The organism is Stenotrophomonas sp. (assembly GCF_059505245.1).
In genome coordinates this window covers 12,718-35,014 of the sequence record NZ_JCACKF010000026.1, presented here as the reverse complement: position 1 = coordinate 35,014, position 22,297 = coordinate 12,718, and the positions used below count along the sequence as shown (strand labels likewise).

General features: G+C 65.6%; 16 protein-coding genes and 1 tRNA gene. 15 read left to right on the top strand and 2 right to left on the bottom strand.

Going from position 1 to position 22,297, the window contains the following annotated elements:
- Positions 1-39 precede the first annotated feature (39 nt).
- The 10 genes from hfq (at position 40) to AC5JLE_RS10945 (ending at position 9,936) form a co-directional block, all read left to right on the top strand.
- On the top strand, positions 40-315 hold the full coding sequence (gene hfq, locus AC5JLE_RS10990; RefSeq protein WP_004152891.1) for an RNA chaperone Hfq: 276 nt from the start codon (positions 40-42) through the stop codon (positions 313-315).
- 14 nt (positions 316-329) lie between these two features.
- The gene (gene hflX / locus AC5JLE_RS10985; protein WP_049405705.1) at positions 330-1,640 is read left to right on the top strand and encodes a ribosome rescue GTPase HflX; all 1,311 of its coding nucleotides are present in this window, start codon (positions 330-332) and stop codon (positions 1,638-1,640) included.
- Between the two features lie 119 nt (positions 1,641-1,759).
- Positions 1,760-2,254: a CinA family protein gene (locus tag AC5JLE_RS10980; RefSeq protein ID WP_329857532.1), complete on the top strand. Its 495-nt coding sequence runs from the start codon at positions 1,760-1,762 to the stop codon at positions 2,252-2,254.
- A 34-nt stretch (positions 2,255-2,288) separates the two neighbouring features.
- Positions 2,289-3,971, top strand: coding sequence for a 2-polyprenylphenol 6-hydroxylase (ubiB, locus tag AC5JLE_RS10975; RefSeq protein ID WP_032962195.1), 1,683 nt, complete (start codon positions 2,289-2,291; stop codon positions 3,969-3,971).
- A gap of 205 nt (positions 3,972-4,176) precedes the next feature.
- Positions 4,177-4,812 carry a transcriptional repressor LexA gene (lexA, locus tag AC5JLE_RS10970; protein WP_032962190.1) on the top strand — a complete coding sequence of 212 codons (636 nt, stop codon included), beginning with the start codon at positions 4,177-4,179 and terminating at the stop codon, positions 4,810-4,812.
- Between the two features lie 204 nt (positions 4,813-5,016).
- Positions 5,017-6,054, top strand: a complete 1,038-nt coding sequence (gene recA / locus AC5JLE_RS10965) for a recombinase RecA (RefSeq protein ID WP_005412937.1) — start codon at positions 5,017-5,019, stop codon at positions 6,052-6,054.
- A gap of 110 nt (positions 6,055-6,164) precedes the next feature.
- Complete coding sequence (gene recX / locus AC5JLE_RS10960; RefSeq protein WP_005409024.1) at positions 6,165-6,656, top strand: recombination regulator RecX; 492 nt, start codon at positions 6,165-6,167, stop codon at positions 6,654-6,656.
- Positions 6,657-6,765: 109 nt separating this feature from the next.
- Positions 6,766-9,414 carry an alanine--tRNA ligase gene (gene alaS / locus AC5JLE_RS10955; protein ID WP_014646721.1) on the top strand — a complete coding sequence of 883 codons (2,649 nt, stop codon included), beginning with the start codon at positions 6,766-6,768 and terminating at the stop codon, positions 9,412-9,414.
- Between the two features lie 147 nt (positions 9,415-9,561).
- Positions 9,562-9,765: a carbon storage regulator CsrA gene (gene csrA / locus AC5JLE_RS10950; RefSeq protein WP_004152909.1), complete on the top strand. Its 204-nt coding sequence runs from the start codon at positions 9,562-9,564 to the stop codon at positions 9,763-9,765.
- A gap of 78 nt (positions 9,766-9,843) precedes the next feature.
- Positions 9,844-9,936, top strand: a tRNA-Ser gene (locus AC5JLE_RS10945).
- A 59-nt stretch (positions 9,937-9,995) separates the two neighbouring features.
- Here AC5JLE_RS10945 and AC5JLE_RS10940 read toward each other — a convergent pair.
- Positions 9,996-12,326, bottom strand: a complete 2,331-nt coding sequence (locus AC5JLE_RS10940; protein ID WP_241884374.1) for a TonB-dependent receptor — start codon at positions 12,324-12,326, stop codon at positions 9,996-9,998.
- A 221-nt stretch (positions 12,327-12,547) separates the two neighbouring features.
- Here AC5JLE_RS10940 and AC5JLE_RS10935 point away from each other — a divergent pair, with 221 nt between their 5' ends.
- On the top strand, positions 12,548-13,030 hold the full coding sequence (locus AC5JLE_RS10935; RefSeq protein WP_075076276.1) for a LuxR family transcriptional regulator: 483 nt from the start codon (positions 12,548-12,550) through the stop codon (positions 13,028-13,030).
- Between the two features lie 51 nt (positions 13,031-13,081).
- Here AC5JLE_RS10935 and aceE read toward each other — a convergent pair whose 3' ends face one another.
- Positions 13,082-15,757, bottom strand: coding sequence for a pyruvate dehydrogenase (acetyl-transferring), homodimeric type (gene aceE, locus AC5JLE_RS10930; RefSeq protein ID WP_496065300.1), 2,676 nt, complete (start codon positions 15,755-15,757; stop codon positions 13,082-13,084).
- A gap of 321 nt (positions 15,758-16,078) precedes the next feature.
- Between aceE and AC5JLE_RS10925 the strand changes: the two genes are divergently transcribed.
- The 4 genes from AC5JLE_RS10925 to AC5JLE_RS10910 all read left to right on the top strand — a co-directional run bounded on the left by AC5JLE_RS10925 (position 16,079) and on the right by AC5JLE_RS10910 (position 22,291).
- The gene (locus AC5JLE_RS10925) at positions 16,079-16,594 is read left to right on the top strand and encodes an RNA polymerase sigma factor (protein ID WP_041863300.1); all 516 of its coding nucleotides are present in this window, start codon (positions 16,079-16,081) and stop codon (positions 16,592-16,594) included.
- The gene (locus tag AC5JLE_RS10920; RefSeq protein WP_496065299.1) at positions 16,591-17,610 is read left to right on the top strand and encodes a FecR family protein; all 1,020 of its coding nucleotides are present in this window, start codon (positions 16,591-16,593) and stop codon (positions 17,608-17,610) included. Before AC5JLE_RS10925 ends, AC5JLE_RS10920 begins: the two co-directional genes overlap by 4 nt.
- Before the next feature lie 141 nt (positions 17,611-17,751).
- Positions 17,752-20,685, top strand: coding sequence for a TonB-dependent receptor (locus AC5JLE_RS10915; protein ID WP_496065298.1), 2,934 nt, complete (start codon positions 17,752-17,754; stop codon positions 20,683-20,685).
- A 10-nt stretch (positions 20,686-20,695) separates the two neighbouring features.
- Complete coding sequence (locus AC5JLE_RS10910; protein WP_496065297.1) at positions 20,696-22,291, top strand: alkaline phosphatase D family protein; 1,596 nt, start codon at positions 20,696-20,698, stop codon at positions 22,289-22,291.
- Positions 22,292-22,297: the final 6 nt, after the last annotated feature.

The following is a 22,297-nucleotide window of genomic DNA, read 5'->3' as shown; positions in this document are numbered from 1 at the left end:
CGTCGGCAACCCAATAAGAACAATAATCAGGAGTGTGCAATGTCCAAGGGGCAATCGCTGCAGGATCCTTTCTTGAACGCACTGCGGCGCGAGCGCGTGCCGGTTTCGGTGTACCTGGTGAACGGCATCAAGCTGCAGGGCACGATCGAGTCGTTCGACCAGTTCGTGGTCCTGCTGCGCAACACGGTCAGTCAGATGGTCTACAAGCACGCCATTTCCACGGTGGTTCCGGCACGCAACGTGAAGGTCGGTCCGGGCGGTGGTTACGTGCAGTCGGGTGAAGGTGGTCAGGCAGGTGATGAAGCAGACGAGTAATACCGGAGCGGTGAATGTTTGACCGCTCGAAAAAGGGCGAACACGCCCTGTTGATCCAGCCCCATTTCGGCAAGCTGGAAGACGATGTGCTGGAAGAGTTCGGTGATCTGGCCCGCTCGGCTGGGGCCAGCATCGCCGCGACGATCACCGCGCGCCTGGACCGTCCGAATCCGTCAACCCTGATCGGCAGCGGCAAGCTGGACGAGATCAAGGCCGCGGCCGATGCCAGTGGCGCCGACCTGATCCTGGTCAACCATGCGCTGAGCCCGGGTCAGGAGCGCAACCTGGAACGCTTCCTCGAGCGCCGGGTGATCGACCGCACCGGTCTGATCCTGGACATCTTTGCCCAGCGTGCACACAGCCACGAGGGCAAGCTGCAGGTCGAGCTGGCGCAGCTGCGTCACTTGGCTACGCGATTGGTTCGCGGCTGGACCCACCTGGAGCGCCAGCGCGGCGGTTCGATCGGCCTGCGTGGCCCGGGTGAAACCCAGCTGGAAACCGACCGCCGCCTGTTGCAGAAGCGGGTCGAGCAGCTGCAGAAGCGCCTGGAGAAGGTTGAAGTGCAGCGCACCCAGATGCGCCGTGCGCGTGTGCGCAGCGAGCTGCCGCGCGTGGCCCTGGTGGGCTACACCAACGCCGGCAAATCGACCCTGTTCAACGCCATGACCGGCGCCGAGGCCTATGCCGCCGACCAGCTGTTCGCCACGCTGGACCCGACCGTGCGCCGCATCGCGGTCCCGGGCGGCAGCGTGGTGCTGGCCGACACCGTCGGTTTCGTCCGCGACCTGCCGCATGATCTGGTCGCCGCGTTCCGCTCGACGCTGTCCGAGGCACGCGAGGCCGATTTCCTGCTGCATGTGGTCGACGCCGCCGATCCGCACCGCGAGGAGCGCATCGCCCAGGTGGACGAGGTGCTGACCGCGGTCGGTGCCGGTGACCTGCCGCAGCTGCTGGTGTTCAACAAGATCGATCGCATCGACGGTGCCGACGTCCGCCACGATGGCCAGGATGGCGTGCCCGACGAGTCGCGTCGTGAACGTGTCTGGATTTCCGCGCGTGACGGGCAGGGCCTTGAGCTGCTGCAGGCAGTGCTGGGCAAGCGCCTTGGCCTGCAGCACGTGACCGGTGAATTGCGCCTGCCGCCGGATGCCGGCCGCCTGCGTGCGCGCCTGCACCAGCTGGAAGTGATCCGCAGCGAACAGGCCGATGAAGAGGGCTGGCTGCTGCAGGTGGACCTGCCGATTGCCGAAGCCGAGAAGCTGGCCGCCAGTGCCGATGGCGCGCCGATCCGGGCGCTGCTGCCGGAGAAACTGCCGGAGTGGTGAGCTAGCGGCCCATGGCTGGTGGTGCCGGCCGCTGGCCGGCAACGCAATCGTGCCGGAGGGGCGCGACATCCGGCTGTCATCTGCGGTACAACGGGGTTCTTCACCCCACCGTCATGCCGATGTCCATCCCCACCGACGCCGATCTCAATGCCCAGTCCGCCGCGCTCGGGCAGCGCCTGCAACAGGCCTCGCTGCAGCTGGTCACGGCCGAAAGCTGCAGTGGCGGCTGGATCGCCAAGTGCATGACCGACATCGCCGGTTCTTCGGCGTTCTTCGACTGCGGCATGGTGGTCTACAGCTATGAAGCCAAGCAGCGCCTGCTGGGCGTGCGTGCGCAGACGCTGGAACAGTTCGGCGCGGTCAGTCGCGAAACCGTTCTGGAGATGGTGTCCGGTGCGCTGGTCAATTCCGGTGCCGGCATCGCCGTGGCGGTGACCGGTATCGCCGGCCCCGGCGGTGGCAGTCCGGACAAGCCAGTCGGCAGTGTCTGGATCGGCTGGAAGCGCCGCGGTGGTTACGCCCGCGCCGAGCTGTTCCAGTTCGATGGCGACCGCGAAGCCATCCGCCGGCAAACCGTGGCGGCGGCATTGCACGGTATCGACGCCCAGCTGTGACATGCTGCTCCGGTAACCGTCCGGAGCACGCATGATGTGGGAAACGCTGGGCACGGTCCGTGACCTGGGCCGACTGCAGGAAATCGCCGTTGTCCTGATCCGCTACGGCTTCGGCGACGTGGTGCGGCGCATCGGCCTGGCCAGCACGCTGGAGCGGGCAGGGCGCCTGTTGCACTGGAACGAGGACCGGCAGGAGCTGCTGCGGATGACCGCACCGGTGCGCGTGCGCAGTGCGATGCAGGATCTTGGCCCGACCTTCGTCAAGCTTGGCCAGGTGCTGGCAACGCGCGTCGACCTGTTGCCGCCGGAGTGGATTGCCGAGCTGTCCGAACTGCAGAACGCGGTGCCGGCGCTGCCGTACGCCGAGATCCGCGGGCAGCTCGAAGCCGACCTGGGCGCGTCGCCGGCGGAGGTATTCGCCTTCCTTGACGAAACCCCGATGGCCGCCGCCTCGCTGGCGCAGGCCCATCGCGCGCGGCTGCATGATGGTCGTGAGGTGGTGCTGAAGGTGCGGCGTCCCGGCATCCGCGACGTGGTCGAGGCCGACCTGCGGCTGCTGGCGCGGCTGGCCGAGATCGTCGAGGCCCGGTTGCCGGACCTGCGTCGCTATCGCCCGGCCGAGGTCGTGCAGCAGTTCACCGTATCGCTGCGCCGCGAGCTGGATTTTGCCGCCGAATGCCGCAATGCCGAACGCATCGCGCGCAACTTCAGCGGCCGTGACGACATACTGATTCCGAAGGTGCACTGGCAGTGGACCTGCGAGAGCTTGAACGTGCAGGACTTCGTCGACGGCATTCCCGGCCGCGATCTGGCCGGCGTCGATGCGGCGGGCCTGGACCGGCGCGAGCTGGCGCGGCGTGGTGCCGGCATCGTGCTCAAGATGGTGCTGGAGGACGGCAGCTTCCACGCCGATCCACACCCCGGCAACATCATCTACCTGCGTGACGGCCGCATCGGCGTGATCGATTTCGGCATGGTCGGCGCGCTGTCCGAAGTGCGCCGCTTCCAGGTCGCGCAACTGCTGCACGGCCTGGTCGAGCAGGACCCGCAGGGCGTGGCCGACGTGCTGCTGGACTGGGCCGGCGGCGTGGAAGTGGACGAGAACCGGCTGCAGCACGACATCAGCCAGTTCGTCGACCAGTACCGTGGCGTGCCGCTGAAGGACCTGCGCATCGGCCTGATGCTGGGCGACATCACCCAGCTGCTGCGCAGCTACAGCCTGACCCTGCCGGCCGACCTGGCACTGATGATCAAGGCCTTCCTGACCCTGGAAGGCATGGGCCGGCAGCTGGATCCGGATTTCGACATGGCCAGCGCCGCCCGCCCGTTCCTGGAGCGTGTGGTGCTGCAGCGTTATGCGCCCAGGGCGCTGCTCAAGCGCGGCCGGCGCAGCCTGTTGGGCCTGGTCGACTTCGCTGGCGAGTTGCCGCGCGACCTGCGCAAGCTGGTCCAGGCGGCGCGCCGTGGGCGCCTCCAGCTGAAGGTGGAGACCACCGCGCTGCAGGGCTTTGGCGAGCAGGTGAACCGGGCCGCGAACCGACTGGTGGTGGGCGTGATCACGGCCGCGCTGATCATCGGCTCGTCGATCGTGATGCACAGCGTCGGCGGGGTTTCCAGCCGCTGGTTGCTGGCGCTGGGCGTGTGCGGATTCATCGGCGCCGGCTTCTGCGGCGTATGGATCCTGGTTTCGATATGGAGAAGCGGCAAGCACACCTAGTGTGCTTGCCGCAGCGGTTCCCGCTGGGAACCGCGGAATCGCGCAGCGATTCCTGTAGCGCCGACTGCCAGTCGGCTGCATTTGCTTTTGCCCGCAGGCCGGGCGTTCGCGCGCTTGCCAAGCGTGCCTCGGCCCAACAGGCACGCACCATCCCGTATCGCCCCGGCACTTGCAGTCGCGCATATTAGTAGTAATACTACTAACCATGGACCTGACCGACACCCAGCAGGCGATCCTGCAGTTGATCGCCGAGCGTATCGAGAGCGAAGGCGCACCGCCGTCGCAGACTGAAATCGCACGCGCATTCGGCTTCAAGGGCGTGCGCGCGGCCCAGTACCACCTGGAAGCCCTGGAGCAGGCCGGTGCGATCCGTCGCATCCCGGGTCAGGCCCGCGGCATCCGCCTGGTGCAGGCACCGCCGGTCGAGAAGCTGGCCGAGCCGGGCCTGGCCGACAGCGTGCTGCGGCTGCCGGTGCTGGGCCGGGTTGCGGCCGGCCTGCCGATCGGTGCCGACATCGGCTCGGACGATTTCGTGGTGCTGGACCGGGTGTTCTTCTCGCCGGCGCCGGACTACCTGCTGAAGGTGCAGGGCGACTCGATGATCGATGAGGGCATCTTCGACGGTGACCTGATCGGCGTGCACCGCACCCGCGACGCCCATTCCGGGCAGATCGTGGTGGCCCGCATCGATGACGAGATCACGGTCAAGCTGCTGAAGATCGCCAAGGATCGCATCCGCCTGCTGCCGCGCAATCCCGACTACAAGCCGATCGAGGTGCTGCCGGATCAGGACTTCGCGATCGAGGGCCTCTATTGCGGCCTGTTGCGGCCCAACCGTTGACCCGTTCCGTAGCGCATTACCCCGCGGTCTTTTGTGGCGATTCTCTGGTTCCACTGAGGTTGGTACGGATGTCCGATAATTCTTTTCAGAGCGCCGGGCAGAATCTCAGCCTGTGCGATACGTCCGACTTAAAGTGAACCCATGGCAAAGAAGACCCCCAAAGACAGCACCTCCAACGACACGACCTCTGCAAGGACCAATCCGATGGACGAGAACAAGAAGCGCGCCCTCGCTGCAGCTCTGGGCCAGATCGAAAAGCAGTTCGGCAAGGGCTCGGTGATGCGCATGGGCGACCGCGTGGTCGAGCCCGTCGAAGCCATCCCGACCGGTTCGCTGATGCTCGACATCGCGCTGGGCATTGGTGGTCTGCCGAAGGGACGTGTCGTTGAGATCTACGGGCCGGAATCCTCGGGCAAGACCACCCTGACCCTGCAGGCCATCGCCGAATGCCAGAAGATGGGCGGCACCGCGGCCTTCATCGACGCCGAGCACGCGCTGGACCCGATCTACGCCGCCAAGCTGGGCGTGAACGTGGACGACCTGCTGCTGTCGCAGCCGGACACCGGTGAGCAGGCGCTGGAAATCGCCGACATGCTGGTCCGTTCGGGTTCGGTGGACATCCTGGTGATCGACTCGGTCGCCGCGCTGACCCCGAAGGCCGAAATCGAAGGCGAGATGGGCGACCAGCTGCCAGGCCTGCAGGCCCGCCTGATGAGCCAGGCGCTGCGCAAGCTGACCGGTAACATCAAGCGCTCCAACACCCTGGTGATCTTCATCAACCAGCTGCGCATGAAGATCGGCGTGATGATGCCGGGCCAGAGCCCGGAAACCACCACCGGCGGCAACGCGCTCAAGTTCTACGCCTCGGTCCGCCTGGACATCCGCCGTATCGGCGCGATCAAGAAGGGTGACGAGATCATCGGTAACCAGACCAAGATCAAGGTCGTCAAGAACAAGCTGGCACCTCCGTTCAAGCAGGTCATCACCGAGATCCTGTATGGCGAAGGCATCAGCCGTGAAGGCGAGCTGATCGACATGGGTGTGGATGCCAAGCTGGTGGAGAAGGCTGGCGCCTGGTACAGCTACGGTGAAGAACGCATTGGCCAGGGCAAGGACAACGCCCGCGGCTACCTGCGCGACAACCCGACTGTCGCCGCCAAGCTCGAGGCCGAGCTGCGCGAGAAATTCCAGCCGGCCGAAGCGGCCCGCGAGGAAGGCGACGACGAAGGCGAAGACGAATAAGGCTTGCTGTGGGGCAGGGTGGCGCCGTCAGTGACGTCGCCCTGTCCCGCAGGTTCGAATCGCCCAGGGATGGGCTGGGCGCCACGGATGGCGCCACCCTTGGAGTACCCATGTCCGACGCCGAAGACATTCCGACCGGCCGCAAGCGCCGGCCTCGTGAGCAGACCCCCGTGCAACGGGCGTTGGGCCTGCTGGTCCGCCGCGAGCACTCGCGCAAGGAACTCACCCGCAAGCTGACGGCCCGTGGCATCGAAGACGAAGCCGCGCAGGCCGCTGTCGCCAAGTTGACCGAGGCCGGCTGGCAGGACGACACCCGTTTTGCCGAGAACCTGGTGAGGATGCGCGCCAACACCGGTTATGGGCCGATCCATGTCCGCGCCGAGCTGGGGACCCATGGCCTGGACAGTGCCGCGATTGCCGCAGCGATGGACAGCTACGAAGGCGACTGGCAGGAAAACGCCCGTGATCTGGTCCGCCGACGCTTTGGCGAGGCCGGCCCGCAGGACCTGACGCAGCGGCGCAAGGCTGCCGATCTGCTGGCCCGGCGGGGCTTCGACGGCGACAGCATCCGCCGCGCGACCCGCTACGACCCGGATGACTGAGACTGGCGGCGCCGGGCCTGATACCCTTTAGGTTTTCGGCGGTCCCTCGCGACCCTGGCCAACGCGGCCGGTGGTCCGGGTCCGCCGGCCCGCAGACTGCCAGCCCCCAATGAACGCATCCGCCAAATTCACGACATCCCAGATCCGCAGCGACTTCCTTGAATTCTTCAAGGGTAAAGGCCACACCATCGTGCCGTCGGCGCCGCTGGTGCCGGGCAATGATCCTACCCTGCTGTTCACCAACTCCGGCATGGTGCAGTTCAAGGACGTGTTCCTTGGCGCGGAAAAGCGCAGCTACGTGCGCGCGGCCGACGTGCAGCGCTGCCTGCGCGCGGGCGGCAAGCACAACGACCTCGACCAGGTCGGCTACACCGCGCGCCACCACACCTTCTTCGAAATGCTGGGCAACTGGTCGTTCGGCGACTACTTCAAGAAGGACGCGATCGCCTGGGCCTGGGAGCTGCTGACCCAGGTCTGGAAGCTGCCGGCCGAACGCCTGCTGGTCACCGTGTACCAGACCGACGACGAAGCCTACGAACTGTGGCGCGACATGGTCGGCGTTCCGGAAGAGCGCATCGTACGCATCGGCGACAACAAGGGCGCGCCGTTCGCTTCGGACAACTTCTGGCAGATGGCCGACACCGGCCCGTGCGGCCCGTGCACCGAGATCTTCTACGACCACGGTGATCATATTGCCGGTGGTCCCCCGGGTTCCCCGGACGAAGACGGCGACCGTTTCATCGAGATCTGGAACCTGGTGTTCATGCAGTTCGACCGCCAGCCCGACGGCACCCTGGTGCCGCTGCCGGCGCCGTGCGTGGATACCGGCATGGGCCTGGAGCGCCTGGCGGCGATCCTGCAGCACGTGCACACCAACTATGAGATCGACCTGTTCCAGGCGCTGATCCGCAAGGCTTCCGAGCTGACCGGCACCGCCGACCTGGAGAACAAGTCGCTGCGCGTGATTGCCGACCACATCCGTGCCTGTTCGTTCCTGATCGTCGATGGCGTGCTGCCGTCCAACGAAGGCCGCGGTTACGTGCTGCGCCGTATCATCCGCCGCGCCCTGCGCCATGGCTGGATGCTGGGTGTGCGCCAGCCGTTCTTCAGCAAGCTGGTACCGACCCTGGTCGAGCAGATGGGCGAGGCCTATCCCGAACTGCCGGCAGCGGTGGACACCGTCACCCGTGCGCTGCAGGCCGAGGAAGAGCGTTTCGCGGAAACCCTCGATGCCGGCATGAAGATCTTCGAGGACGTGGCCGGCAAGGCCAGCAATGGCGTGATCCCGGGCGTTGACGCGTTCCGCCTGTACGACACTTATGGCTTCCCGCTCGACCTGACCCAGGACATCGCGCGCGAGCGCGACCTGACCGTCGACATCGCCGGCTTCGATGCCGCGATGGAACAGCAGCGCGAAACCGCACGGGCGGCCGGCAAGTTCGGCGGCGGCGTGACCCTGCCGGCCGAGCTGGTGGCAACGCTGAGCCCGACCCTGTTCCTGGGCTATGACCGCCTGCAGGCCGACGGCCTGAGCGTGCTGGCCCTGCTCAAGGACGGTCGTCCGGTGCAGTCGGCCGATGCCGGTGATTCGGTCATCGTCATCACCAACCAGACCCCGTTCTATGCCGAATCCGGCGGCCAGGTCGGTGACACCGGCGTGCTGGCCGGCAACGGCGTGCGCCTGGCGGTGGAGGACACCCAGAAGTTCGCCGGCCAGTTCCATGGCCACGTCGGCACCTTGTCCGAAGGCGGCCTGAAGGTCGGCGATGTACTGTCCGGCCAGGTCGATGGCGAGCGCCGTGGCGCCACCATCCTCAACCACTCGGCCACCCACCTGCTGCACGCCGCGCTGCGCGAAGTGCTGGGCACCCACGTGCAGCAGAAGGGCTCGCTGGTCGCGCCGGACCGCCTGCGTTTCGACTTCTCGCACTTCCAGCCGATCAGCGCGGAAGAGCTGGCGGTGATCGAGCGCAAGGTCAACCAGCAGGTGCGTGCCAACAACGCCGCTGAAGTGCACACCATGGCCATGCAGGAAGCGCTGGACTTCGGCGCGATGGCCCTGTTCGGCGAGAAGTACGGTGAGCATGTGCGCGTGCTGAAGATGGGTGACTACTCCACCGAGCTGTGCGGTGGCACCCACGTCAACCGTACCGGCGACATCGGTCTGTTCAAGATCACCTCCGAGGGCGGTGTTTCCGCCGGCGTGCGCCGCATCGAGGCGGTTACCGGCCAGGGCGCCCTGGACTACGTGGACGCCGAAGAGGCCCGCCTGGCCGAGGCCGCTGAACTGCTCGGTGGCAGCGCTGCCGACGTGGTCGAGAAGATCCGTGCCCTCGGCCAGCGCCAGAAGCAGCTGGAACGCGAACTGGAGGCCGTGAAGGCCAAGGTCGCGGCCGGTGCCACGGCCGACCTGTCCGGTCAGGCCGTCGAGGTCGCCGGCGTGAAGGTGCTGGCTGCCCGCCTGGAGGGCTTCGACGCCAAGGCCCTGCGTGACGCCATGGACCGCCTGAAGCAGCAGCTGGGCGACGCGGTGATCGTGCTGGCCGGTGCCCAGGACGGCAAGGCCGCCCTGGTCGCGGGTGTGAACGGCAGCGCAATGGGCAAAGTCAAGGCCGGGGAACTGTTGTCCCATATCGCCGGTCAGATCGGGGGCAAGGGCGGCGGACGCCCGGACCTCGCCCAGGGTGGTGGCGAGGACGGGCCCGCCCTTGCCACTGCGCTGGCTGCAGTCGTCGAATGGGTCAGCCCCCGCCTGTGATGAACCCCGCCGTCCCCCTCCTTGTAGGAGCGGGACGGCTGACGGTACCATTGCGAATCTTTTCCCTTTGTCGTGGTAGCGCTTCTTGACGGAGCGTCAAGCCGGTGGGGGATACCCTTCCACACGGTTCCATGGAGACTTACAAAAATGTTGATCCTGACTCGCCGCGTCGGCGAAACCCTGATGATCGGTGACTCGGTGAGCGTCACCGTGCTTGGCGTCAAGGGTAACCAGGTGCGTATCGGCATCACTGCGCCGAAGGACGTCGCTGTGCATCGCGAAGAGATCTACCAGCGCATCCAGCGTGGTGATGAAGCCGGTGGCACCGGTAGCGAAAATTCTGCCGAATAACGCTTTACCTTCGCACTCGATTAACGTTATGATTCACGCCCCGCTGAGGTGCAACGCACCAGACGCGGAGAATACCCCGGAGTGATGCCCGAGTGGCCGAAGGGGCTCCCCTGCTAAGGGAGTATAGGGTCAAAAGCTCTATCGAGGGTTCGAATCCCTCTCACTCCGCCAGATACAAAGAAGCGCCTGCAGATCCTCGATCTGCAGGCGTTTTTCTTTATGGCCGGCCTTCAGAGCCGTATCGTCACGCCGACCTGGAAGCCCCGCCCCGGCAGGGGCGCGATGTACTTCAGCGGCGAGTTGTGCGGCCGCGCTTCTTCATTGAGCAGGTTGCTGCCATTGACGAACACTTCCACGCCTGCGATGTAGCTGTTGCGCACTGGAAGTTCGCGGCTGACCTGCAGGTCGACCAGGTTGAATGCGTCGAGCGGAATTTCCTCACTGACATTGCGACCCAGGTACTTCTGCGCGTCGTAGTAGGTGCTGGACAGTTGTGCCTTCCAGCCTTCGCGCTGCCACTGCAGGTTGGCGCCGTAGCGGTTGGTCGGCATGTTCGGCAGATACTCGCCGTCGTTGTGGGCGCGCAGCGAATCCGGGTGGTCGGCCTTGTTCTTCACCAGGTCGGCGAAGGCGGAGACGTTCAACGTGCCATAGCGGCCCAGGTCCAATGCCTGCGACGCGTCGATCTCGAAGCCCTTCACCGTGGTGTCGGTCTGCTTCCAGTACTTCAGCGGCAGGCGGTTGGCGGTCTGCAGGCCGGAATAGCCGAGGTAGAGGTAGTTCTCGTACCGCATCCGGTACGCGGTGGCCGACAGTTCGAAACCACCAAGGTGGAACAGGCCGGTCAGTTCCAGGTTCTTCGCGCGCTCCGGTTCGAGGTTCTGGTTGCCTTCTTCCTGGGTCATCACCGAATAGTGAGCATTGCTCGCGTACAACTCGTTGATCTCCGGTGCGCGCTGCGAGGACGAGTAGCGCACCTTGGCGGCGAACAACGGACCGAGCTCGACGTACGAGCCGAGGCTGTAGCTGTTGAGCCGGTAGTCGCGGTCCTGCAGTTTCGTGTTGGCGGCATTGCGCGCGATCTTGAAGCGGCTTGGTTGCAGGTCATGGTCAACGCGCTCGTGGCGCACGCCAGCGTCGAAACTGGCCCAGCCGAAGTCCAGCGTCTCCTTCAGGAACACCGCGTTGCTGCGGGTGTCGACGTCAGGCAGGTAGCGCAGCGAGCCACTGCCGGTGACATCACGCGACTGGTGGCTGAAACCCAGCATGCCGCTGAGCGGACCGACGCGCTGATGGCTGAGCAGCAGCTCGGCCTGGGTGCTCTCGAAATCGTAGTCGTTGGCGCGGGTGGCACCCAGCCGCTCGCCCGAGGTGTTGTCCAGCTTGGAAACGCGCAGTTCGGCGCGCTCGAACCACGGCAGCGGATTGCGCAGCAGGGCTTCCAGTGCATAGCGTTCCTGCTTGATCACCACCCCCACCGGCAGCCCGTTGGCATAGTTGGAACCGAACGACAGGTTCTGCATCGAGAACCCCGGCACGCCGTACTCGCTGTCCTTGGCATCGATGCTGATACCCACGTAACCACGGTCGAAGAACAGGGTCGACCCGAGCGCCACCTGCGAATTTCTCGCGTAGCCGTTGCCCAACCGGTGATGGTAATCGGGCGTCACGTCGTTGTTGATCTGCTTCTGCACGTACGAAGGCGTGCCGGGTACGTAGGCCGGGTTGACCGGATTGATGTAGGTGCGGCGCTGCCAGACCGAAGTCGGATTGTTGGTGTAGAACGAGAATTCACCATCGGCCCAGTCAGGATTCTCGGTCATGAACTGGTCGATGTAAGGCTGCGAGGCCTTGTTGTAGATCTGCTGTACGCGTGCTTCCTTCTGGCAGCTGTCGGCCAGCGCCGAGTTGACGCCGCCGGTCGGCGGGAACAGTCGGGTGTTGCAGACACGGGCCTTGCTGTTGCCGGGGATGTCGTAGTGCGAGATGCGCTGGCGCGAGACCTGCAGGTTGGTCGAGAGGTTGCGCTGGTTGTTGAAGTTCATGCGGAAGCCCTGCGCATCGGCGGCATTGAAGCCCTTGCGCAGGACCAGTTCCATCGACTGGTCCTTGTCTTCCATGCTGCGCGAGATCAGGCCCGAATCGATCTCCACGCTGCCGCCGATCGCATTGCCGCCATAGCGCACCGTGTCCGAGGACTTGTTGACGGTGACGCTGCGCACGAACAGTGGATCGAACGGAATGTTGATGTCGCCGCTGATCGCGTTCATGCCGAGGATGGACTGGCCGTCCTGCAGGATCTGCACGCGGTTGCCACTGAGGCTGCGGATGACCGGGGCGCCCGCGTTCGGCCCGAAGGCGGTGCTCTGCACGCCGGAGACGTGTTCGAGCAGGCCGCCGAGGGTGCGGTTCTGCGCCTGCGGATTGTCGACGGTGACCCGGCTGTCGATGCGCGAGGGCTGGGAGGCCTGGACCTGGAGGGTGGGGAGGGTGGGTTCGTCCGCGGCCTGGGCGGTGTGGACGGCGAACAGAATGGCAGCAGCAAGCAGGTGGCGACGCATGGCAGGACTCGTGAAGGCGAAGTGAAATGTTATAACGTAACTCTTTGTATCGGCAAGGACGGATGAGACCTTGCCGCCAGACCGAAATCGCGGGGGCGCGAATGAGGTTGCCGCGTGTTCAGCGCCCCGCCTTGCGCCGGGCGCCGATGCTGTGCACGATCCGAGGCGCTGCGCCCCACAACGCGTCACGCAGAATCTTCTTCACTGGAACGGAGCAACGTATGAAGCTGTTGTCCGCTGTGTTGTTGTCTGCGCTTTCACTCCCCGCCGTTCCGGCGCTGGCAGTGGAGACTTCGCCTTCCCCCCTGCTGGGGCGCTGGTCGCTGGATATCGCCACGTCTGCGCTACCCGAAGCGCAGCGCCCGAAGCACGTGGTGCTCGAGTTCAAGGACGCCGGTGGTGGCCGCTGGAGCTCGCACGTGGACATCGTCCTGAACGACGGCAAGACCATGAAATCCGACGGCACGCTGGCCCTGGATGGCACGCCCGGCGCCCTGTCCGGCACCTATGGCGCGGACAAGGCCAACCTGAAACTGCCTGCACCGAACACGCTGGTGATGCAGCTGGTGGACCATGGCACGCCGGCCTCCACCCGCATCTACACCGTGGCGGATGACCAGGCGACGATGACCGAGACCAAGGCGTTCTACGGTCATGACGGTACGCCGATCCTGCAGACCAACCTGTTCAAGCGCATGCCGTAGCGATGCTGCATTCACCACGCCCGCAGGGCAGGCGTGGTGAATGCAACGGCCCTACACGGCGGCGGCCGGATCGCGCTTGCCGGTGTCGATGCCGTACTTGTCGATCGCGTCCTGCATCCGCGAGCGTTCGATGCGGCCTTCGTCGGCCAGCGACTTCAGGGCCGCCAGTACGATGAAGTGGCGATCCACTTCGAAGAATGTGCGCAGCGATTCACGCGTGTCGGAGCGGCCGAAGCCATCGGTGCCCAATGCGGTGAAGCGGCGGTCGTTGATGAAGGGACGGATCTGGTCGCCGACGATCTTCATGTAGTCGGTGGCCACCACCACCGGGCCTTCATGACCCTGCAGGCATTGCTGCACGTAGGGCACGCGCGGTTCTTCGGCCGGATGCAGCAGGTTCCAGCGCTCGGCGGACAGCCCGTCGCGGCGCAGTTCGGTCAGGCTGGTCGCGCTCCACACATCGCTGGCGATGCCGAAGTCCTGCTGCAGCAGGTCTGCCGCGGCTTCCACTTCGCGCAGGATCGAGCCGCTGCCCATCAGCTGCACGCGTGGCTGCAAGGCGTTGTCGGCGGCTGCCGGATGCAGCAGGTACAGGCCCTTCAGGATGCCGGCTTCGGTGCCTTCGGGCAGTGCCGGCTGCGGGTAGTTCTCGTTGAGTACGGTGATGTAGTAGTAGATGTCTTCCCGGTCGACATACATGCGGCGCAGGCCGTCGTGGATGATCACCGCCAGTTCGTAGTTGTAGGTCGGGTCGTAGGACACGCAGCTCGGAATCACCGACGACAGCACGTGGCTGTGGCCGTCGTCGTGCTGCAGGCCTTCGCCCATCAGCGTGGTGCGGCCCGACGTGGCACCGAGCAGGAAGCCGCGGGTACGCGCGTCGGCAGCGGCCCAGGCCAGGTCACCGACGCGCTGCAGGCCGAACATCGAATAGAAGATGTAGAACGGAATCGTGGCCAGGCCGTGGTTGCTGTAGGCAGTGCCGGCGGCGATCCATGAACAGATCGCACCGGATTCGTTGATGCCTTCCTGCAGGATCTGACCGTCCTTGGCTTCCTTGTAATAGCTCAGCTGGCCGGCATCCTGCGGGGTGTACAGCTGGCCCAGGTAGGAGTGGATGCCGATCTGGCGGAACAGGCCTTCCATGCCGAAGGTGCGCGATTCATCGGGCACGATCGGAATCACCAGCTTGCCCAGATCCGGGTCCTTCAGCAGGCTGGTGAGGATGCGCACGAAGCCCATGGTGGTGGACTGGCCGCGATCGCCACTGCCCTGCAGCTGGGTGTTGAAGATCGACAGCGGCGGCAGCGGCAGCGGATCCACCTTGGCCAGGCGCGCCGGCAGCTGCCCACCCTGGATGCGGCGGCGTTCGGCGAAGTAGGCGGCCTCGGCGCTGCCCGGTTCCGGGCGCAGATAGGGCATCTCCTCCAGCTGCTCGTCGCTGACCGGCAGGTTGAAGCGGTCGCGGAAGGCGCGTACTGCATCGGCGCTCATCTTCTTCAGCTGGTGGTTGATGTTCTGGCCTTCGCCGGCTTCGCCCATGCCGAAACCCTTGACCGTCTTGGCCAGGATCACCGTCGGCCGGCCGCGGGTGTTCACCGCCTGCTTGTAGGCGGCGTACACCTTATGCGGATCGTGGCCGCCACGTGCCAGCGCCCAGATGTCGTCGTCGCTCATGTGCGCGACCAGCTCCAGCAGCTCGGGGTAACGGCCGAAGAAATGCTCGCGCACGTAAGCACCGCTCTGCGACTTGAAGGTCTGGTAGTCGCCATCCACGCATTCCATCATGCGCTGGCGTAGCAGGCCGCTGTGGTCGCGGGCCAGCAGGTCGTCCCAGCCACTGCCCCAGATCAGCTTGATCACGTTCCAGCCGGCCGCGCGGAACGTGCCTTCCAGTTCCTGGATGACCTTGGCGTTGCCGCGCACCGGACCATCCAGGCGCTGCAGGTTGCAGTTGACCACGAATACGATGTTGTCCAGCCGCTCGCGGCCGGCCAGCGAAATCGCCGCCAGCGATTCGGGCTGGTCCATCTCGCCGTCGCCGAGGAAGGCCCAGACCTTGCGGTCCTGGTGCTGCTTCAGGCCGCGGTACTCGAGGTAACGCATGTAGCGCGCCTGGTAGGCGGCGGTCAGCGGGCCCAACCCCATCGACACGGTGGGGAACTGCCAGAACTCCGGCATCAGGCGCGGGTGTGGATACGAAGACAGGCCGTCACGACCGGCTTCGCGGCGGAAGTTGTCCATCCGTGCCGGATCGATGCGCCCTTCCACGTACGCACGGCCATAGATGCCCGGCGCGGAATGGCCCTGGATGTAGATCATGTCGCCGTCGAAGGTGTCGGTACGGCCACGGAAGAAGTGGTCGAAGCCCACGTCGTACAGCACCGCCGCCGACTGGTAGGTGGCGATGTGGCCGCCGACGTTGGAGTGCTTGCCGGCGCGCAGCACCATCACCATCGCATTCCAGCGGATCATCGCGTTCAGGCGGCGCTCGATGGCCAGGTCGCCCGGGTAGGCCGGCTGGCGCTCCGGCGGGATGGTGTTGACGTAGGCGGTCCACGCGCGCGCATGCAGATCGCCGTGCCGCTGCGCATCCAGCTCGCTGAGCTGGTCGATCAGGTAATGCGCGCGTGGCCGGCCACCGGCCTGCATCACCGCCTCCAGTGATTCCCGCCACTCCCGCGTTTCCAGCGGGTCGGTATCGAAGGGGGTCAGGGCTTGGTTCATGAGTGTCTCCAGAGGGCGCCGGCTCTGCCTGGGCGACAACACCGGCAGGGCGCACAGCACTGGAGCGGGGTCGCAATGGCGGGGCCGTGACGCGAAGGGCGACCGTCGCGGCCACCGGGGAGGCAAGCGTAGGCCCGGCCCCGCGGCTTCGATAGGCGGGCCCGGCTTGGGTCTCTGGCAAGCAAGGGTTGGCACGGTGCGCCATATCATGGGCGAATGTGCCGGGCGGAGAGTGCCTGGCATGGCCGCCTGCTGCAACGCCACTGTCATCGATGGTCGTCACCCTGCGTGGCTTTCCAGCCTCGGGGTGGTTGGCCGGCCGTGAACAGCGTGAGGATCTGGGAGAAGAGCTACGCGCTGCGCCGACGGCTGCTGCGTGGCTTCTTCCTGCGTCGCGGCTCTGCCAGCGAAGACGCCGAGGACCTGGCGCAGGAGGTGTACCTGCGGCTGCTGCGGGCCACCGGCGAGAATGCCGCAGCGATCGAGAACCCGGAGGCCTACCTGTTCACGGTCGCGGCCAACCTGGCACGCGAGCACGCGCGCGCGCGTTTGTCGCTGCCGCCGCTGGAAGACGTGGATCAGCTGGCCGAAGTGTTGAAAAGCGAAGAAGACATCGAGGGCGAGTTCGAGCGCGCGCAGCGCTGGAACGATATCCGCAGCACCATCGCTCGTCTGCCGGCGACCACGCGACGGGTGATGGAGCTGCATTACCGCGACGGGCTGGACTGCCCGGCAGTCAGCCAGCAGTTGCAGGTGTCGGTGCACATGGTGCGCAAGCACATCGGCAAGGGTCTGGAGGCCTGCAGGAAGGCGCTGGGCGCCAGGGAGCACGCATGAACCGAAACGCATCGCCCATGGCCGACGACACGGTCGCCTGCGAGGCAATGGACTGGTTCCTGCGCAATCGCGAGGGAGTGCTGGACGAGGCCGAGCGGGTTGCGTTCCTGGACTGGATGAAGCGCTCGCCTGAGCACGTGCGCGCCTATATGCACGCCCTCGCGCTGCACCGGCAGGTCGGCGAGGCACTGCAATCGCCGTTGCCGGAAGAGGCGCCGGCGCCGCCACGGCAGGCGGCCGCCAAAGTGGTGCCTCTGTTCGATAGTGCCCCCGCCGCGCCGCACGCTGCGCCGCTGCGCCGCCGCACGCGCGGGTGGGTGGCTGCCGCAGCCTGCATCGCCCTGCTCGGCGTGGGCCTGGTTCCGCAGTTGATGCCCACCGAACAGCTGTACAGCGCCGACCACGGTGAACTGCGTGGCCTGGTGCTGCCTGACCGGACACAGGTGCGGCTCAACGCGGACAGCCGCCTGCGGGTACGCATGGGCTGGTTCAGTCGCAAGGCGGAACTGCTGCAGGGCGAGGCGACGTTCGACATCGCACGCGACCGCCGCCCGTTCGAGGTGCAGGTGAACGGCCTGGAGATCCGGGACATCGGCACAGTCTTCGACGTGTCGCGACGGCTGCAGAGCACGCGCATCGGTGTGGTTTCCGGCGAGGTCGAGGTCTGGAGCCAGGGCGCGGGCGCCCGCCGCCTGGCCCAGTTGGGGCAGGGCCGGGTGGTGCAGGTCGACGCGCGCAGCCATGCGGTGGAGTCATTGGACATGCCACTGTCGATGCTGCTGGACTGGCAGCAGCACAAAGTGTCCTTCCTTGACGAGCGCTTGGACGAAGTGGCTGCTGCCTTCAACCGGCACAACCAGGTGCAGGTGCGCGTGCTGGACGAGGGCGCGGCATCGGCACGGTTGTCCGGCAGCCTCGATGCGCATCGCATCGGTGCGCTGCAGGACTTCCTCGAACGTGACCCGCGCTTCGTGGTGAGCCGCGAGGGCGACACAGTGCGGGTTGGCAGCCGCTGAGGCCGAGGTGGCCGTGGACTGTCAGAAAAAATTCATTGAATCCGCGTTCTCCATTTTGGTGGATGCGGGCTCTTACTTGGGAGAAGCCGCTGCCGATCCGCGCAGCGGCGCCTGCTGCCTTCTCTCTTCCAAGGACCCGTGATGCGCAACACGCTCTACCTGTCGATCATCCTCGCCCTGTCTCCCGGCAGCATGCCATTGGCCTTCGCCGCCGCCGCCGATGGCCTGGAGGCGCGTGTGTCCACGCCGATCGCGGCACAGCCGTTGGCGCGTGCACTGGAGCAGTTGTCACGCAGTTCCGGGGTGCAGTTCCTGTACTCGGCCGATGGCGATGCCCGCATGGCCGGTGCGGTGCCGCGCGGTGCCACCGTCAGGCAGGCGCTGGATGCACTGCTGGCCGGTACCGGCCTGGGCTACACCGTGGTGGATGGCAATGTCATCGCCATCGATCCGGCACCGGTACGCAACGCGCCGAACCCCGCCGCACCGAAGCCGCGCGAGGCCGAGGCGGTGGTGGCGCCGACCCTGGACACGGTGAAGGTGATTGCCGCGCACGAGGTGATCGACCAGAAGAAGACCTCACCGGTGATCAAGGATTCGGTGGTCTACGACGAAATGGACAGCTACGGCGACGAGACCCTGGCCGAGAGCCTGATGGCCGCTCCAGGCCTGAGTGCGGTGGAGGATGCCGGCGAGCCACGTTACGTGACGGTGCGCGGCGTACAGGCCAACCTCAACTACACCACCATCGATGGCATCGCGATTGCCAGCGTGGGTGGCAGTGGCTCCGGCGAACGCATGAACAACCTGCAGCTGATTCCCAGCGACATCGGCACCCGTACCGACATCTACAAGAGCTTCAGTGCGGAGCAGGCACCGGATGCGATCGGCGGCGTGATCGACATCATCAGCCGCAGTGCCTTCGACCGGTCCGGCAAGTACGTGTTTGCCGACGTGGCAGGTATCTATTCCACGGCCGAGACCAACGTCGAGCGCAGCGCTGGCGGCAACCACGAAACCCTGGGCCACTTCGGCAAGAGCGCCAAGATGGTGTTCTCCAACCAGTTCGGCGCCGGGCAGGAGTTCGGCATCGTCGCGGTGGCACGCTATGAGCAGCGTTCGCGCAACAGCGTCAAGCGCTGGGTGGAGTCGAACTACTACTACAACGACGCCGGCAAGTACCTCACCGACGGCACCACCGGGCCGGATGAGGCCAAGGGCTGGAACGGGCTGCGTGCGCCCGGCAATTTCAGCACCGGCACCTACACCAACTTCATCACCAACTTCGGCGGCTCGGCCAAGCTGGAATGGAAGCCGTCGGACGATCCGTTCTACGCATCGCTGCTGCTGTACTCGTACCGGTTCTACGAGAACTCGACGATGAACAAGACCGACCTGTACGGCAACGCCAAGTTTCCGATTCGCAACCAGACCGAGGACAGCGGCACCACCCAGATCAACAGCATCTACATCAAGAACCGACACGACCGATGGGACCGCAGCAACCGCGGCGCCATCGCCAGCTTCAACTGGGACATCGGCGACCGTTCGCGGCTGAGCCTGCGTGGCGGCCATACCGAAGAGACTTTCCACAACAACCAGGTCTACTGGGGTGTGCGCGCCTACCCAAGCAGCCTGTTCGTCGACTACGAGAACGACAGCCACGGTTTCCCCAACGCGGTGGCGGTGTCCGATTCCAGCCTGTTGACCAGCTCGGCGTTCAAGCTCAATCCGGCGCAGGCCTATGTCTCCCCGCGCGATGCCAAGGAGAGCATCGACAACCTGCGCGCCGACTTCAGCTACAACATCGACGCCGATGCGCGTGGCTTCGGCCTGGCCACCGGCGCGGAATACCGCCACCTTAAGATCTGGCAGGACATCGACTTCGACTACTTCAGGAGCAGCGCCACGCTCAACGATTACCTGTATCCGGGATCGACGCTGCTGGGCAGCGTGCCGGGCTTCCCGCTGATCGACAACCGCAAGTGGAACGAGGAACTGCTACCGGAACTGGGCAACAACAATGCGGCGTATCCGAATGCCAACTTCACCAGTGACTACAAGTACGTGGAGGACATCACCAATGCGTACGTGTCCGCGCACTACGCCTGGGACCGGCTGCTGCTGATCGGTGGCCTGCGCTATGACCACACCCGCTTCGATGCCTACAGCCCGTTCAGCAATGATGGCGGCACCACCTATACCTCCGCCTTCCGCAACACGAGCGGTGGCTACAACAACCTGTTGCCCTCGTTGAATGCGACGTTCAAGCTGAGCGAGGACCAGCGCCTGCGCTTCTCCGCCAGCCGCACGCTGGGCCGGCCGACGCCGAGCAACATTGCCCAGGCCACCAGCACCAGCTGTGGCGATGACGAGGAGGGCAGGGGCTTCTGCACCATCAAGCAGGGCAATGCGAACCTGCAGCCGCGCCGTTCCACCAACATCGACCTTGCATGGGACCTGTACTTCAACGGCAACAACGGCCTGGTCTCGGTGGCGTTGTTCGACAAGGTAATCAAGGACGACATCTACACCCTGACCACCTTCGAGAACGTGGGCGATACCCGTTACCGGGTGACCCAACCGATGAACACCGATGAGTCCAGGCTGCGCGGCGTCGAGTTCGCGGTGGCCAACCGCAACCTGCAATGGGGCCGCCAGCGCTTCGACATGTACTTCAACGCCACGCGGCTGGAAGGCAGGACCAACTACCGCATCACCGATGGCACCGAGCGACGCCTGGACCGGCTGCTGTACCAGCCGGACTGGTCGCTCAATGGTTCGGTGATCTGGCGCATGCCGTGGAAGAACTCGCAACTGCGCCTGTCCGGAACCTACCGCAGCCGGATGCTGGTCGACTTCGGCGACACCCAGTGGCTGGATTCGTACTACGACCCGTACATGACCTTCAACATGGCCTTCAGCCACAAGGTCAGCAGGCACGTGACGCTGAAGTACGAAGCCAAGAACCTGTTCAACACCCAGCCGACCTACAGCACCGGCCCGAACGGGCGCTTCCGTACCGAGATCGACGACTACGGCCGCTTCTTCTACTTCCACATCATCTACAACTGAGGGCACAGCCGTGGAGACGATCAATCGCAGGCGATTCCTGGCCCTGGCCGGCCTGTCCGCTGCCGGCGCCTGGATGGGCACGGCACGCGCGCTGGCCGCGCAGGCCGATGCCACCACGCTGAACCCGCGCAACCTGCTGGCCAAGCCGCGCTTTGCCAGCACGCCCTTCACCCTGGGCGTGGCCTCGGGTGATCCCACGGCCGATGGCATGGTGCTGTGGACGCGTCTGGCGACCGAGCCGCTGGCGTTCGGCGGTGGCATGCCGACCCGGCCGATGGTGGTCGAATGGCAGCTGGCAGCGGACGAAGGCATGCGCAAGGTGGTACGCCAGGGTTCGACGCTCGCGCATCCCGAACTCGGCCACGCGGTGCACGTGGAACTGGAAGGATTGGCGCCCGGACGGCCCTACTGGTACCGCTTCACCGTGGGTGGCCACGCCAGTGCAGTCGGTTGTACCCGCACGCTGCCGGCAGCCGCGGCAGCGGTGGATCGCGCGCGCTTTGTGGTGGCCGGCTGCCAGCACTACGAAGAAGGCCACTACACCGCGTGGCGGCGCATCGCCGAGGAACCGCTGGATTTCGTCTTCCACTATGGTGATTACATCTACGAAGGTGAAAGCCAGCCTGGCCTGCGGAAGATGAACGGCCAGCCGTTCACCAACCTGCGCAACCACGTCGGCCCGCAGACCTACACGCTGGATGATTACCGCCGCCGCTATGCCCAGTACAAGAGCGATGCCGACCTGCAGGCCGCGCATGCGTCGGCACCGTGGTTCGTCACTTTCGATGACCATGAAGTGGACAACAACTGGGCCGGCGCCGAAGACCAGGACGATACGCCCAGCGAAGTGTTCCTGCTGCGGCGCGCACAGGCGTTCCAGGCCTACTACGAGAACATGCCGCTGCGCCGTTCGGCGTTCCCGCGCGATGGCCACATGCAGCTGTACCGGCGCGCACGCTACGGAACGCTGATGGACCTGCACCTGCTCGACACACGCCAGTACCGCAGCAAGCAGGTGAACATGGCGCTGCGTGAGGACGTGGAATCGCCGGAGCGCAGCATCGTCGGTGCGAAGCAGGAGCGCTGGCTGTTCGATGGCCTGGCCGATGCCGCGCCGCGTTGGCACACCATCGCCCACCAGGTAGCGCTGGGCAACTACATGCGCGAGAAGGACGGCGTGGTGCAGTCGTCCGATGACCAATGGTCGGGTTACCTGGACAGCCGTCGGCGCCTGCTCGACCACATCCAGAAGGTCGGCTTCGGCAACGTGGTGACCGCCTGTGGCGACGCGCACCGGCATTACGCCAGCGACCTGGTGCAGGACCATCGTGATTCGGGCGTGGTCTCCAGCGAGTTCCTTGCCACTTCGATCACTTCGGGGGCCGATGGCCAGGGCGTGGACGCTTACGCCCGCAACCAGCTTGCGCACAGCCCCAATCTGAAGGCGACCACCGACAAGCGTGGCTATGTGCTGTGCGATGTCACCCCTGATGCGTGGATCGGTGACATGAAGACGCTGGATACGGTGATGCGGCCGAACGGTACCATGCAGAGCTGGAAGCGCTACGCGGTGGAGCACGGCCGGCCGGGGCTGCAGGAGGCCTGAGTCTAC

What these genes read in the sequence shown, in the direction of transcription:
- AC5JLE_RS10935 (WP_075076276.1), top strand. Translation starts at nt 12,548, where the DNA reads ATGAAGCTGTTGTCCGCTGTGTTGTTGTCTGCGCTTTCACTCCCCGCC.
- ubiB (WP_032962195.1), top strand. Translation starts at nt 2,289, where the DNA reads ATGTGGGAAACGCTGGGCACGGTCCGTGACCTGGGCCGACTGCAGGAA.
- hflX (WP_049405705.1), top strand. Translation starts at nt 330, where the DNA reads ATGTTTGACCGCTCGAAAAAGGGCGAACACGCCCTGTTGATCCAGCCC.
- aceE (WP_496065300.1), bottom strand. Translation starts at nt 15,757, where the DNA reads ATGAACCAAGCCCTGACCCCCTTCGATACCGACCCGCTGGAAACGCGG.
- AC5JLE_RS10940 (WP_241884374.1), bottom strand. Translation starts at nt 12,326, where the DNA reads ATGCGTCGCCACCTGCTTGCTGCTGCCATTCTGTTCGCCGTCCACACC.
- csrA (WP_004152909.1), top strand. Translation starts at nt 9,562, where the DNA reads ATGTTGATCCTGACTCGCCGCGTCGGCGAAACCCTGATGATCGGTGAC.
- recA (WP_005412937.1), top strand. Translation starts at nt 5,017, where the DNA reads ATGGACGAGAACAAGAAGCGCGCCCTCGCTGCAGCTCTGGGCCAGATC.
- AC5JLE_RS10980 (WP_329857532.1), top strand. Translation starts at nt 1,760, where the DNA reads ATGTCCATCCCCACCGACGCCGATCTCAATGCCCAGTCCGCCGCGCTC.
- AC5JLE_RS10920 (WP_496065299.1), top strand. Translation starts at nt 16,591, where the DNA reads ATGAACCGAAACGCATCGCCCATGGCCGACGACACGGTCGCCTGCGAG.
- alaS (WP_014646721.1), top strand. Translation starts at nt 6,766, where the DNA reads ATGAACGCATCCGCCAAATTCACGACATCCCAGATCCGCAGCGACTTC.
- recX (WP_005409024.1), top strand. Translation starts at nt 6,165, where the DNA reads ATGTCCGACGCCGAAGACATTCCGACCGGCCGCAAGCGCCGGCCTCGT.
- hfq (WP_004152891.1), top strand. Translation starts at nt 40, where the DNA reads ATGTCCAAGGGGCAATCGCTGCAGGATCCTTTCTTGAACGCACTGCGG.
- AC5JLE_RS10915 (WP_496065298.1), top strand. Translation starts at nt 17,752, where the DNA reads ATGCGCAACACGCTCTACCTGTCGATCATCCTCGCCCTGTCTCCCGGC.
- lexA (WP_032962190.1), top strand. Translation starts at nt 4,177, where the DNA reads ATGGACCTGACCGACACCCAGCAGGCGATCCTGCAGTTGATCGCCGAG.